Below are 12,843 nucleotides of genomic sequence, written 5' to 3'. Positions count from 1 at the left end.
GTCATGGCGAAGTACGCGAAACTGGTCTCTTCCGCATCCGAAGGCGCCGTGACGAGATAGCGAAGTTCGTTCTGGCACTGGATCTCCAGCGCCGTCCTGGTTCGACAGGCTCACCACGAACGGCGGTTTCCCTAAATCCGTTTGCACTGAGCTTGTCGAAGTGCGCCGCCTAGCGCTGAATCGTTGAATGGGGAGGCGTAATCATGGCCAATCAAGTCGTCTGGGTCGATATCCCAGTGAAAGATCTCGACCGCGCGATCAAGTTTTATTCGGCCGTCCTCGCCGCGCCGGTGAAGAAGGAAGAAGTGCCCGGCATGTCGATCGGCGTTCTTCCTCATCAGGAAGGAGAGGTCGGAGGTTGTCTTTTTAAGAGCGAAACCGACGAGCCTTCAACCAAGGGCCCGCTGCTTTATCTAAACGCCAACGGCCGGTTGGATGAGGCGATCGCCGCCGTCGAGAAGAATGGCGGCAAAATCGTTCAACCGAAACATCAGATCGGGCCTTACGGGCACCGGGCGATTGTGATGGACAGCGAAGGGAATCGCGTCGCCCTCCATTCTGATTGATACTGAAAAAATTCCATCTACCATCTACCATCAGCCCGCCGTCTTTTCAGTGATTTTCCACTCAGGAATCAGGTATTCCCCTCATTGTTGTTTCGCGCCCTACATTTTACACCTTTAAGAGGGGGGAAGGTGTGTTGAGAAACATTCTTGCCAAGGGCGGGCCGTGGAGCTTCGCCGTGCGCGGCAAAACCTGGCTGCCGGTCGCTGTCGACACGCTGGCCTGGGCTTTAGCGGCGACAGTTTTGTACGTCGCTATCTTTTACGTCGCCATGTGGTTGTTGTGATGGTTTGGATCGTGGTTTTGGGAATTATCGTGGCTTTCCTTTTCGCGTTCGTCTTCCAATCGGTGGCGAAGGAAATGGATTTGTAATCACCGGGCCTCAGCGCGAGTCACGGCATAACAGGAGGAGACCATGCAAGGCGCCTTCTCACAAATCAGCCAGAGCGACGTTCTTCAACTATGTATCCTGGCTAAGAAGACCGGCCTCTTAAAGCTTTCTCGAGGCAGGGAAACGGTGGAGATTTATTTCGACAAAGGAGAGGCCATCCATGCCGCATCTCCTTTGGGTGAGGGAGAAAAGGCCTTTTTTTATCCGCTGAGCTGGACGGAGGGCAATTTCGTTCTGGTCAAGGATGCCCCCGTTCCACGAAAAACAGTCGGCCGATCGACCGCGGACCTCCTGTCGGAGCTGACGACGGTGTCGCAGGAAATGGAGCGGATCCAGGGAGTGGTTCCGAATGAGAACTCGGTATTTCGCATAGCCGAGGGAGATCGTCGCTCCGCGCCGGTCACTCTGTCGCCGGAGCAGTGGAGAGTTCTAAGCCGGGTCAACGGCGCGCGCAGCGTGAAGTCGATCGCGGAGACGGTTCGCCTGCCGTATTTCGACGCGGCCAAGATCATCTGCGCTCTTCATGGCGAAGGGCTCGTCGAGCTCGCGCCCGGCGCGGCGCGGCCGGCGGCAGCGCCGGACGTGGCGGCGCACAAACCGGTCGCGGATCCGGTTCCCCAGGGATTTTTCGACCGCATGGTCCACGGCTTGGCCGAAGTGTCGGGGCCGATCGCTTCGGTCGTCGTGCGCGACCAGATCGCCGCGCTCGGGGCGACTGCGGAAGCTTTTCCCAAGAGCCGGATCGTCGAGCTGGTCGAGTCCGTGAGCCAGGTCATTCCGGACAAGAGACTCAAGGTCCGCTTTCAGCAGAGAATGAGCGACGAGATTCGCACTCTCAAGGCGCCGCCTAACAACAACAGCTTTACTCTCTAGCGAGGACATCATGACGGAGACGCCGATTGCGCCGAGGAACGGGAAACTGCTTCTCTCAGTCGTTTCGCGCTGGCATGAAAGTTTGAAGTGGCGGATCGCCTACACCTATGGCGCCTTGATCGTCGTTCTAGGATTGTTCGTCGTGGCGCTGGTCTATCAGTCCATGAGCCACGCGGCGCGCACGCAAATCGATCGCAGGATCGCGGCGATCGCGGGCGATCTGAGCGATGCGGCCGCGGGATTGACCGCGGAAAGAGAGTTGCCCGAGCTGCGCGCGCTGGTTGCCCGGTACGGCCGTCTCGACGGAGTGGCGTATGTATTCGTGGAGAATCGCACCGGCGGCGTGCGGGCCCATAGCTTGAAATCATTTCCGCTTTATCTTCAGCAGCCGGTCTCGCCCGGGGAGCGCGGAGAATTCCAATTTCTCCAGCAGAGGTATGACGGGGAAAACGTTTATGAAGCGCGCGCGCCGATCCTAAACGGCCAATGGGGCTCCGTCCATCTGGGTTTTTGGAGCGCGGCGGTGGATGAAGAGGTGAGGGGGACGGTGCTTCCGGTAGTGGCGCTGGTCGCCGCCGCGGTGATTGCCAGCTTGATCCTCGTCTTTCTCCTGGCGCACGGCATCATCCATCCTATTCGCCAGCTCACCGACGCTGCCGGCAAAATCAGCACCGGCGATTTGGAGACGCCGATCTTCTCGGAGTCCAAAGACGAGGTCGGCGAGTTGGCCCGCTCGCTCGAACGAATGCGGGCAAGTCTGAAGGCCGCGATCTGGCGGTTGAGTCGGGCTAATTAGCGGCGGGCCAATAAACCTCACCTGACTACGTTTCATCGACCTCCGCGCTCCCTGCGGAATACAAGACAAGAGTACTCCTCAGTCGCCCCGGGGCTCGCGCCATAGCCCGCCATTGCCGGGCGTAACGATGGGCATGCTTGTTTCTTGGCCCGCCGCACGGTACCCAGTTTTATCTCCCAATCCGTGCCTATAAAATTAGCTTATCGAGAGGCCGGACGAGAGGCTGAAATTTTACTTGACAGAGATAAGCGACTGGTATAGTGGCGAGCTAGTGGCTTGATGTCTTTTCCGTTCGCTAACGTCGCTGATCCAGAGGAGGTTTTATGGACGTTTCGAGACGCGATTTTCTCCGGCTGTCCGTCGCCACAGCCGGCGGCACGGCGCTGGGAGGTCTGGTCGGATCGGGAGTGAACCTGGGCCCGACCGTGGCCCGGGCGCAGGAGCTCAGGATCAAAGACGCAAAGGTGACCCCCAGCGTTTGCCCCTACTGCTCCGTCGGATGCGGCACGCTCATTCACACGGTGAATGGGCAGATCGTCAACATCGAGGGCGACCCGCGGAGTCCGCACAACGAGGGAACGCTCTGCCCCAAAGGAGCCGCGATCTTCCAGCTTCACGTCAATCCCAACCGTCCCACTCAGGTTCTACACCGCGCACCGGGAACGGCCGACTGGGAGGTCTGGGACCTCGAGCGCGCGATGAACCGGATCACGGAGCTGGTGAAGAAAACGCGCGACGAGACCTTCATTGAAAAACTCCCCGACGGCAAAATCGTCAACATGACGCCCGCCATCTTCGCCCTCGGCGGCGCCACGCTCGAGGTCGAGTTCAACCACGTGCATCAAAAGCTCATGCGCGGCCTCGGCATCGTGGCGATAGAGAACCAGGCGCGGATATGACACAGCTCTAGCGTCCCCGGTCTGGGGACACGATTCGGCCGCGGCGCGGCCACCCTCTACCCCCGCAGCATGTACGACTCCGACTGCATCGTCGTCATGGGCTCCAACATGGCGGAGAACCACCCCGTCGCCTTCCGCTGGCCGATGAAGGCCAAGGTCGAGCACGGCGCCAAGATCATCCACGTCGACCCGCGGTTTACCCGCACGAGCGCCGTCGCCGATATCTACGCGCCGGTGCGCGCGGGCTCCGACATCGCCTTTCTGGGCGGCGTCATCAAATACGTTCTCGACAGCGAGAAGTGGAACAAGGACCCGTTCTTCAAGAAATTCGTCGCGAACTACACGAACGCCGCCACGATCATCAACGATGACTTCAAGGATACCGAGGATTTAAACGGAGTTTTTTCCGGCCTCGCGCCGGCCAAGGGCGGCGTACCCGAATGGCCGTTCAACGGTTTTATCAATCAGTACGACGGAGCGACCTGGCAATACGCCCGGGAGAAGGCTGCGGCGGCGCCGGCTGCAAAGCCTGAACTCAAACCGGGGGAAGGATTCGCCCCGCTCGTAGGATCGTTGGTACGTCCGCCGGTGCTGAAGGATGAGACGCTCCAGAATCCGCGCTGTGTGTTTCAAATCGTCAAGCGGCATTTCGCCCGCTACACGCCGGAGATGGTCGAGAAAGCCACCGGCTGCCCGAAGGAGCAGTTCCTCAAGATCGCCGAGACTATCCTGGCCAATTCAGGCGCGGAGCGGACGACTTCATTCGCCTACGCCGTCGCCTGGACGCAGCACACCTACGGCGTCCAGATCATCGGCGCCTGCGCGCTGCTGCAGCTTTTGCTCGGCAACATCGGCCGGCCGGGCGCGGGCGTCATGGCGCTCCGCGGCCACGCGTCCATTCAAGGCTCCACGGATATCCCCACCCTCTATCACTCGATCCAGGGCTATCTGAACGCACCGTCGGCGCTGAGGAAGCACGAAACGCTGCAAGATTACATCGCGACCGAGTTAATACCGACGGGGTATTGGGCGAACATGCCGAAATTCATGGTCTCCTATCTCAAGTCCATGTACGGCGACGCCGCGACCAAGGAGAACCAGTTCGGCTACGACTGGCATCCGAAGATTCTCGGCGACCATTCGCACATGGCCATGTTCGCGGCAATGAACGCCGGCAAGGTTAAGGGGATGATCTGCATCGGGCAGAACCCGGCCACCTCCCTTAACGCCAAGCTGGAGCGGGCGGGTCTCAGGAAGCTCGAGTGGCTGGTCGTTAAGGACAACTGGATCACCGAGACGGCAAATTACTGGAAGAATGCGCCGGAAGTCAAAAACGGCGAGGTGAAGACGGCCGACATCAAGACTGAAGTGTTCTACTTGCCGGCGACGCAGGTCGCCGAGCTCGAAGGCACCTTCACGAACACGCAGCGGATGTTGCAGTTTCATCACAAAGCCGCCGAGGCCCCCGGCGATTGCCGGTCCGACACCTTGTTCAGCTACGATCTCGGCAAACGGCTTAAGAAGCTTTACGCCAATTCGACGGCGCCGCGCGACGAGGGATGGAAAAACGTCGTCTGGGACTATGAGCACGAGAACGAAGCCGAGCGCAAGAAGGGCGAGCCTTCGGCGCTGAAGATACTGAAAGAGATCAACGGCTTTTTCACCGAAGATCCCGCGCGCCACTGCGTCGGTTTCGGCGAGCTCAAAGACGACGGCTCGACTACGTGCGCATCGTGGATCTACTCGGGCGTCTATCCCGGACCGGGTAAGCTGCTCGCCGATAGGCGCATCCCCGACGCGCCCGGACAGCCGGGTGCCCATCTTCAGTGGGGTTGGGCCTGGCCGGCGAACCGGCGGGTGATGTACAACCGCGCCTCGGCCGATCCCGATGGCAAGCCCTGGAGCGAAAAGAAAAAGTGGGTCTGGTGGGATGCGGAGGCGAAGAAATGGGCCGGCTACGATGTTCCGGACTACATCGCGACGAAGCCGCCTAACGACAAACCTAAACCCGGCGCGGCCGGCATGGACGCGCTCCCCGGAACGGCGCCGTTTATCATGCGGCCGGACGGGCTCGGTTGGCTTTTCGTTCCTGGAGGCCTCGTGGACGGGCCGCTGCCGACGCACTATGAGCCGGTCGAGTCGCCGGTCCCCAATTCGCTCTACAAACAGCAGACGAGCCCGGTCTATAAGCATTGGAAGGGAGACGGCAACGATCTGGCCAAGATGGGCGATCCGAAGTTCCCCTATGTTCTGACAACCTATCGCTTGACCGAGCACTACCTCGCGGGCGGCATGAGCCGCTGGCTGCCGTGGCTCAACGAGCTGCAGCCCGAGCTTTTCGTCGAGATCAGCCCCGAGCTGGCGCAGGAGAAAGGCATCAAGAACCTCGACTGGTGCAAGATTTCCAGCCCGCGCACGCAGATCCGCGCCAAGGCTCTCGTCACGCGCCGGATGCGGCCGTTCAAGATCGACGGCAAAGTGATTCACCAGGTCGGCATGCCGTGGCACTGGGGTTACGAAGGTCTATCGACGGGAGATGTCGTCAACGAGTTGACGTCCCTCATCGCCGATCCGAACGTCTCGATGCACGAAGGCAAGGCGTTCGTGTGCAACGTCGAGAAGGCGTGAGGTCCTTCGACAAGCTCAGGACAGGCATGGCGCGAGTAAGAAAGAACGCGGTGCGTGAGCGTTCATCATAGGAGGTCGGGAAATGGCTGCTCAACCTGAACCCATGGGATTCTACACCGACACCACGGTGTGCATCGGTTGCAAAGCATGCGAAGTCGCCTGCAAGGAGTGGAACCAGCTCCCCAGCACCAACGGCGGCGTGGGCACTCTCTCCGGCGACAGCTACGACAACACGCGCGCGCTCGACGGCATCCATTGGCGCCACGTGAAATTCGTCGAACAGTTCACCGAGGACCGGAAAGACGGACGCTGGCTGTTGATGAGCGACGTGTGCAAGCACTGCGTTCACGCCGCGTGTCTCGAAGTCTGCCCGACGAACGCGATCATCCGCACGGAGTTCGACACGGTCGTCATTCAATCGGACACCTGCAACGGCTGCCGCGACTGCATCTCGGCCTGCCCGTTCGGCGTCATCGAGATCAACCCCGCCTCCGGCACCGCGCAGAAGTGCACGCTCTGTTACGACCGGCTGCAAAGCGGCCTGGAGCCGGCCTGCTCGAAGGCTTGCCCGACGCAGTCGATTCAGTTCGGGACCATCAAAGAGCTGAAGGGAAGGGCGCAGAAACGAGTGGACCAGCTCCACCAGACGGGAGAGAAGAGAGCGTATCTCTACGGCGCGGACGACAAAATGCTCGGCGGGCTCAACTCGTTTTACTTATTGGTGGACAAACCGGAAGTCTACGGCCTGCCGCCCGATCCCAAGATGCCTTCGCGCAATCTCAAATTGGGTTCGTGGTTCTCCGCCCTGGGGGCGATCGTGGTCGGCCTCATGGGAGTCATCAGTTTCCGTAACCGCGGCGCAAACGCGGGGGAGGAGCGGCCATGAACACCGTTCCCTCAAGCACGTTCTTCAGCGCTCCGCCGGACTGGGGCTGGTTCATCGTCCTTTACTTTTTCGTCGGCGGGCTCGCCGGCGGCTGCTATTTTCTCGCCGTCCTGATCGATTTCTTCGGCAGGCCGGAAGACCGCCCGCTCGCGCGCATCGGCTATTATATTTCTTTTCCCTGCATCATTTTGAGCGGCATCCTTCTCACTCTCGATCTCAACCGGCCGGACCGGTTCTGGCACATGCTGCTCGAGTCGCATACGTTTCGTCCGATGTTCAAGCCCTGGTCGCCGATGTCAATCGGGTCGTGGGCGCTCCTCATTTTCGGAATCTTTTCGTTGCTTTCATTCCTGAGCGCGCTCCATGAGGCGGGCCGCTTGCGCTGGCCGGCGGCGCGCGGCTTCCGATCGCCGTCGCCATTGGGAGCGATACTTTCCGTGATCGGCGGTCTTTTGGGGTTTTTCGTCGCGGGCTACACGGGAGTCCTGCTTGCCGTCACCAACCGGCCGATCTGGTCCGACACCCCGCTCCTCGGCATGCTGTTCGTCGTTTCGGCGGCCTCGATCTCCGCCGCGCTGATGATTTTGCTGGCGAGGAAATCCCGTTTGACGGCGCCGGGCCTGCACGCGCTGCACCGCATGGACGCGTGGGTCATCGCGTTGGAATTCGTCGTTTTGATCGCCCTCATGATATCCCTCGGTCCGGTGTTTCGCGCATGGCTCAGCGCCTGGGGCGCCTTGCTCTTTATCGGCGTCATCCTTTTCGGCATGCTGATCCCGTTGGCGCTCTACTCGCGCAAGCAATGGCTCGGCGATCTCAACGTGACCGCGTCCGCCGCGCTGGTCTTGATCGGCGGTTTCATTCTTCGCCTGGTCATCGTCTTCTCGGCCCAAGGAGTATGACGTGAGATTCAATCCGATTATTTTTTTAGCCGCTCTTTCCATTCTCGCCGCCTGCGCAAGTCCGGAGATAAACCGAACGCCCGGCGGCGGCCCCGGCGCGGACATTGGAAATCGCGGGAAAGTCGTGCGCATGCACGAAGGCGCCGATCCCTTCAATAAAACGCCTAAGCTCATCAAGAGCCAGCATCCGTCCTTAGAGGGGGCCCGCCAGGCGGACCAGCTCAGCCGCCGATGACGGCGCCGGTCGATACCGCCCTACAAGAACTTGGACGCCAGCGTCCTGAGTGGGAGCCCTGGCTTACCGTGGTCGAGAAGGTTCTCGGCGAAAGCGCCGGCGCTCGCTGGGACTCGCTCGTCCCCGCTCGCGCCGAGCCGCAGGAAAGCAAGGTTCCGCTTCTGTCCGGCGCCAAGCTAGGCCTCGATGGGAATTTACTCCGCCGCTGGATAGAGGAGTTGATTCGCACCGCCGGCCGGAGCGGCACCGAGAAGATGGCCACGCTCCAGCCTGCGGCGCGCGCTTCGTTCGATATTATCACGTTGTTCGAAGCTTCATTGTGTCAGGACGGCGACCGCCTTAAGGAAATCGCTTCGGCTATCGGCGCCGACGCGGAGGCGTTTCAAGCGGTCGCGGCGCTGATTCCCGTCCCTTTTCTGCACGCCTGCAATCGCCGCTGGGGCGGTTCGATCGCAAAAAGCTGGATGGAAGGATATTGTCCGGTGTGCGGCGCCTGGCCCGCCTTTGCCGAAGTGCGCGGCATCGAGCGGAGCCGCTATCTCCGCTGCGGCCGCTGCGCCGGCGAATGGCAGGCGCGAGCTTTAACTTGCCCCTACTGCGGCATGACCGACCACAACCAGCTCGTTTCGCTGATCCCGGAAAAAGCCGGCGCGAGCCGCGCGATCGAAGCCTGCAAGCGCTGTCTCGGTTACGTAAAAACTTTCACGACCCTCCAGGCGAGCCCTGCCGGCAGGATCATGCTCGACGATCTCGCGAGCGTGGACCTAGACCTGGCGGCCATCGAGCGCGGCTATGGGCGCCCGCAAGGACCGGGCTATTCCCTCGACGTAACGGCGCGTGGACAAAGCCGCCGCGAGTGATAGATTATCCCCCTGGAGAAGAAACGTGGCAGAATCGGTGCGCCCCGCGGAAGTCTGCAAAGCTTTGCTTGCCGCGCTCGAAGCATCGGAGGGGCGGAGGAAAAGACGCAAGCGCGATCAAACGCCCGACGCGATCGGGCTCACGGTCAAGCGGGAGCTGCTGAAACGGGCGGTCGAAGACGACCCCGAGCCGGAGGCGTTCGAAGCCTGGCTGCTGAGTTATCCGGCGACCTGCGTCGACCCGGAGCTGACCGGACCGGCGGCTGCCATGGCAAGAGCGGTTTACGAAGAATGGCGCTTGGCACACTCTCTCAAGGATTTTCGAACCTGGCTCGATCGGGGAGCGCCGTCCGAAGACGTTGCCGATCCGAATCAAGAAAGCTCTCATTCCAATGTTAGAGAAATTAAGTGACGTGGCCCGCGGGCGATCATGGGAGCGGGCGTAGAAGTGCACAACGGTCCATCCGCAAAGAATGCCGCCGCGGTCATTCTCACCGGCGGAAAAAGCTCGCGCATGGGCAGTCCCAAGGCCCTGCTTCTTTTCGACGGCGAGCCGCTCGTCGTTCACGTCGCGCGCGCTCTGAATCGATTATTTCCCGAAGTCGTCGTCGTCGCGGCGCCGGGACAACAGTTTCTTGAGTTATCGAGTTTATTGAGTTCCCAAGCCAACGAACTCAACCAACCCCAAAAACTCAACAAACCCAATGAACCCAACAAACCCAATGAACTCAACGTAACGATCGTTCGCGACGAAGTCGCTTATCAGGGTCCCGTCGGCGGCATCTATTATGGACTCTCGGCTGCGCACGGTGAATTCTGCTTCGTGACCTCGTGCGACGTTCCCTTCCTCAACGCGTCGCTGATCTCCCATCTCGTATCTCAAATTTCAGATTGCGACGTCGTCGTACCGTACTGGCAGGAGCGCTTCCAGCCGCTCTGCGCGGTTTATCGCAGAAGCGTCGCGCCGCTGCTCAAAGAGCAGCTCGAGCGCCGCGAGCTCAGGCCGATTTTTCTCTACGATAAAGTGCGCACGCGAAAGGTCGAAGAAGAGGAAATCCGCCGCTTCGATCCCGACGGCTTGAGCTTTTTCAACATGAACAGCCCGGAAGAATATCAGACCGCCGTGGCGATATGGAAAAAGAGCCGGCAAACTCCGCCGCTCACCTGCACCGTCGAGCTTTTCGGCGTTCCGCGTCTGCTGGCAAAAACGAAAGAGGTTTCTCTGTCGCTGCCGCAGGAGGCGACGCTTTCCGATGTCTTTTCGGCGCTGGCAGAAAGGCTTCCGGTTCTGGCGGGCCGGGTGATCAACGCCGAGAGCGGCGCGCTGTTCAACGGATACGCCTGCAACTTGAACGGTTTGGATTTCGTTCGCAATCCTGCCGCCAGGATCAAACCGGGCGATAAAATCTTCATTCTCGCCGCGGACGCTGGAGGATAGCATGCACGGCTTTCACGGCCGATTGCTTCATATCGACTTGAGTTCCAGGAAACATCAGCGGCGCGATCTCGAAGAGTCGCGCCGGCGCGCGTTCCTAGGCGGCATCGGGCTTGGCACGAGTCTCCTCTACGACTACGCGCCGCCGGGCGTCGAGCCGTTTTCTCCCGAAAATCCCCTGATCTTCACCAGCGCGCCTTTGGTCGGGACGGACCTTACGACGACGGCGAAATTTGCCGTCGTCACGAAATCGCCGCTGACGGGTTTTATCGCCGACTCGCTTTCGTCGAGCCACTTCGCGCTTGAACTGAAGCGTGTCGGGCTCGACGCGATCGTGATCACCGGCCGGTCCTTGTCCATGGTTTATATTTTCATCGACAACGACAACGTCGAGATCCGGGAAGCCGAACACCTCCGCGGCAAAAGTCCGGGCGAGACCGAAGCGCTGATTCGATCCGAATATCTGGAAACCCGCGTCGCGGCGATCGGCCAAGCAGGGGAGAATCGGGTGCGCTTCGCAACGATCAGCAATGAAGGCCGCCACGCCGGACGCGGCGGCGTCGGCGCCGTGATGGGCTCGAAGAATCTGAAAGCGATCGCGCTCCGCGGCGACCGGGAGATTTCCGTCGCCGACGCGCCGGGCGTGGAAGCGATCGCGGATCGGCTCCGCCGCGCGAGTCTGGGCACGCTCACGGAAAAATATCGCAGCATCGGCACGGTCGCGAATCTCGCGGTGTTTAACAGCCTCGGCACATTGCCGACGCGAAATTTTCAGCAATCGACCTTCGACGACAGCGAGAATTTAAGCGGCGAAACGCTGACGGAGAATCATTTCAGCCGGCGGCACGGCTGCGCGTCGTGCACGATCCGCTGCGAGCGTCTGTTCAAATCCATCAACGGAGAAGAGCAGCGGCTGGAATACGAGACGCTGTTCGCTCTCGGCCCGCTTTGCGGCATCAAAGATCCCGAGGCGGTGCTCCAGGCGGCGCGTCTCTGCGATTTGTACGGTCTCGATACCATCAGCACCGGCGGCACGCTCGCCTGGGCGATGGAATGCAGCGAGAACGGACTCCTACCAAAGAATGGGGACCTTCGTTTGCGCTTCGGCGAGGCCGAAGGTTTTCTCAGCGCGATTTCGGCGATCGCCGGGCGCGAAGGGGCGGGCGAGTTGTTGGCCGAAGGCTCGCGCCGCGCCGCGCTTCAACTCGGCGGAGAAAGCTCGTATTGGGCGATGCACGTCAAAGGACTGGAGCTTCCCGGCTACGAGCCGCGGAGCTTGAAGACCATGGCTCTGGGTCTCGCGGTCAGCCCGCGCGGAGCCTGCCACAACCGCTCCGGCGCCTATGAAGCCGATTTTTCCGGCGCGGTGGACCGCTTGCGCTCCGATCCGGGACGCGGCGACTTGGTCGCGGCTTCGGAAGATTTTGCCGCGGTGCTGGATTCATTGATCGTTTGTAAATTTCTCCGCAAGTGCTTCACCGATTTCTACGGCGAATCGGCGGAGCTTCTCGAAAAGGTTACCGGATGGAATTTTTCCGCCGCGGAGCTGAGGCGCGTCGGCGAGCGCATCCACACGATGAAGAAGCTCTTCAACGTGCGCGAAGGCTGGCGATCCGAAGACGACTGGCTGCCCGAGCGTTTGTTGAGTGAGGTTCTTCCCACCGGCGTTGCCCAGGGTGTAGGCTTAACGCCGGACGAGCTGCACGAGATGATCCAGGGGTATTACCGGGCAAGGGGATGGACGAAGGACGGAATGGTTCCCGACGAGAAACGGAGAGAGCTAAAACTCATGGAGTAATGGAGTAGCGGAGTAATGGAGTAATGGGTGTGGGTCCGAACTCCAAAACTCCAGGACTCCAGTACTCCAAAACTCTAATTTTCAGAGTTGTCTATGCCTTCCGACGAAACGCGCCGCCTGCTAAAAGTCTTCGGCATCGCGATGACGAACTACGAGGACGCGGTCCACAAAGGCGCGCCCGCCGAAGAGATCAAAAAAGCCGAAGGCGAAGCCCGCGCGCGTCTCGAAGAGATCGCCGCTCTGATCGAGAAGCTGGGGCGGAGAGGGAGTGAATAATCTCTCGATTCGTTTTTTATTCACCGCAGAGACACAGAGATCACAGAGAAAGCCATTCCCTTGCTTTCGGACGAGAGAGAGACCGAAACGAAAGAAAACTCCTTCGCGTTCTCCGTGCCTCTTATGAAAATGAATTCACGCCGCCATCGGCAATTTCTCCCAACGTGACTTGGTAACCGAGTCTTTGCAGCCGGTTGAGGCAGCGTTTTGTTACTGCCTGACGGTCACGTTCATCAAAGTAGTTAACACCGAGGTCGGAATAAACTTGTTTGCGAGTTAGCAGATGATAAGCGATCACCA

General features: G+C 60.3%; 13 protein-coding genes. All 13 read left to right on the top strand.

Features of this window, described 5'->3' with window-relative positions; genetic code table 11:
- The first annotated feature begins 203 nt into the window (after window positions 1–203).
- The gene (locus VGL70_05455) at window positions 204–566 is read left to right on the top strand and encodes a VOC family protein (GenBank protein ID HEY3302967.1); all 363 of its coding nucleotides are present in this window, start codon (window positions 204–206) and stop codon (window positions 564–566) included.
- A gap of 131 nt (window positions 567–697) precedes the next feature.
- Complete coding sequence (locus VGL70_05450) at window positions 698–850, top strand: hypothetical protein (protein HEY3302966.1); 153 nt, start codon at window positions 698–700, stop codon at window positions 848–850.
- 129 nt (window positions 851–979) lie between these two features.
- Complete coding sequence (locus VGL70_05445; GenBank protein ID HEY3302965.1) at window positions 980–1,828, top strand: DUF4388 domain-containing protein; 849 nt, start codon at window positions 980–982, stop codon at window positions 1,826–1,828.
- Between the two features lie 10 nt (window positions 1,829–1,838).
- Window positions 1,839–2,624, top strand: coding sequence for a HAMP domain-containing protein (locus VGL70_05440; GenBank protein HEY3302964.1), 786 nt, complete (start codon window positions 1,839–1,841; stop codon window positions 2,622–2,624).
- A gap of 323 nt (window positions 2,625–2,947) precedes the next feature.
- Window positions 2,948–6,151: a molybdopterin-dependent oxidoreductase gene (locus tag VGL70_05435; protein ID HEY3302963.1), complete on the top strand. Its 3,204-nt coding sequence runs from the start codon at window positions 2,948–2,950 to the stop codon at window positions 6,149–6,151.
- Between the two features lie 82 nt (window positions 6,152–6,233).
- Entirely contained in the window at window positions 6,234–7,037 is an 804-nt protein-coding gene (locus tag VGL70_05430; GenBank protein HEY3302962.1) for a 4Fe-4S dicluster domain-containing protein, read from the top strand.
- The gene (gene nrfD, locus VGL70_05425; GenBank protein ID HEY3302961.1) at window positions 7,034–7,939 is read left to right on the top strand and encodes an NrfD/PsrC family molybdoenzyme membrane anchor subunit; all 906 of its coding nucleotides are present in this window, start codon (window positions 7,034–7,036) and stop codon (window positions 7,937–7,939) included. The genes VGL70_05430 and nrfD overlap by 4 nt, the downstream gene beginning before the upstream one ends.
- Window position 7,940: 1 nt before the next feature.
- Window positions 7,941–8,174, top strand: a complete 234-nt coding sequence (locus tag VGL70_05420) for a hypothetical protein (protein ID HEY3302960.1) — start codon at window positions 7,941–7,943, stop codon at window positions 8,172–8,174.
- A complete protein-coding gene (locus VGL70_05415) occupies window positions 8,171–9,034 on the top strand; it encodes a formate dehydrogenase accessory protein FdhE (protein ID HEY3302959.1) in 864 nt (287 codons plus the stop codon). Before VGL70_05420 ends, VGL70_05415 begins: the two co-directional genes overlap by 4 nt.
- A 25-nt stretch (window positions 9,035–9,059) precedes the next feature.
- On the top strand, window positions 9,060–9,446 hold the full coding sequence (locus VGL70_05410; protein ID HEY3302958.1) for a hypothetical protein: 387 nt from the start codon (window positions 9,060–9,062) through the stop codon (window positions 9,444–9,446).
- An 18-nt stretch (window positions 9,447–9,464) separates the two neighbouring features.
- On the top strand, window positions 9,465–10,472 hold the full coding sequence (locus tag VGL70_05405; protein ID HEY3302957.1) for an NTP transferase domain-containing protein: 1,008 nt from the start codon (window positions 9,465–9,467) through the stop codon (window positions 10,470–10,472).
- Window position 10,473: 1 nt separating this feature from the next.
- The gene (locus tag VGL70_05400) at window positions 10,474–12,267 is read left to right on the top strand and encodes an aldehyde ferredoxin oxidoreductase family protein (protein HEY3302956.1); all 1,794 of its coding nucleotides are present in this window, start codon (window positions 10,474–10,476) and stop codon (window positions 12,265–12,267) included.
- A gap of 93 nt (window positions 12,268–12,360) precedes the next feature.
- Entirely contained in the window at window positions 12,361–12,543 is a 183-nt protein-coding gene (locus tag VGL70_05395; GenBank protein ID HEY3302955.1) for a hypothetical protein, read from the top strand.
- Window positions 12,544–12,843: the final 300 nt, after the last annotated feature.

The sequence above is a fragment of the Candidatus Binatia bacterium genome, from assembly GCA_036504975.1.
Classification (GTDB): Bacteria; Desulfobacterota; Binatia; order UBA9968; family UBA9968; genus JAJPJQ01.
The sequence above is the reverse complement of the archived record's forward strand: the minus strand, read 5'-3'. Positions and strand labels throughout refer to the sequence as shown.

Bases quoted from the DNA above. Each gene is read 5' to 3' on its own strand.
- VGL70_05455 (HEY3302967.1), top strand. From the start codon at position 204: ATGGCCAATCAAGTCGTCTGGGTCGATATCCCAGTGAAAGATCTCGAC.
- VGL70_05445 (HEY3302965.1), top strand. From the start codon at position 980: ATGCAAGGCGCCTTCTCACAAATCAGCCAGAGCGACGTTCTTCAACTA.
- VGL70_05440 (HEY3302964.1), top strand. From the start codon at position 1,839: ATGACGGAGACGCCGATTGCGCCGAGGAACGGGAAACTGCTTCTCTCA.
- VGL70_05430 (HEY3302962.1), top strand. From the start codon at position 6,234: ATGGCTGCTCAACCTGAACCCATGGGATTCTACACCGACACCACGGTG.
- nrfD (HEY3302961.1), top strand. From the start codon at position 7,034: ATGAACACCGTTCCCTCAAGCACGTTCTTCAGCGCTCCGCCGGACTGG.
- VGL70_05415 (HEY3302959.1), top strand. From the start codon at position 8,171: ATGACGGCGCCGGTCGATACCGCCCTACAAGAACTTGGACGCCAGCGT.
- VGL70_05405 (HEY3302957.1), top strand. From the start codon at position 9,465: ATGGGAGCGGGCGTAGAAGTGCACAACGGTCCATCCGCAAAGAATGCC.
- VGL70_05400 (HEY3302956.1), top strand. From the start codon at position 10,474: ATGCACGGCTTTCACGGCCGATTGCTTCATATCGACTTGAGTTCCAGG.
- VGL70_05395 (HEY3302955.1), top strand. From the start codon at position 12,361: ATGCCTTCCGACGAAACGCGCCGCCTGCTAAAAGTCTTCGGCATCGCG.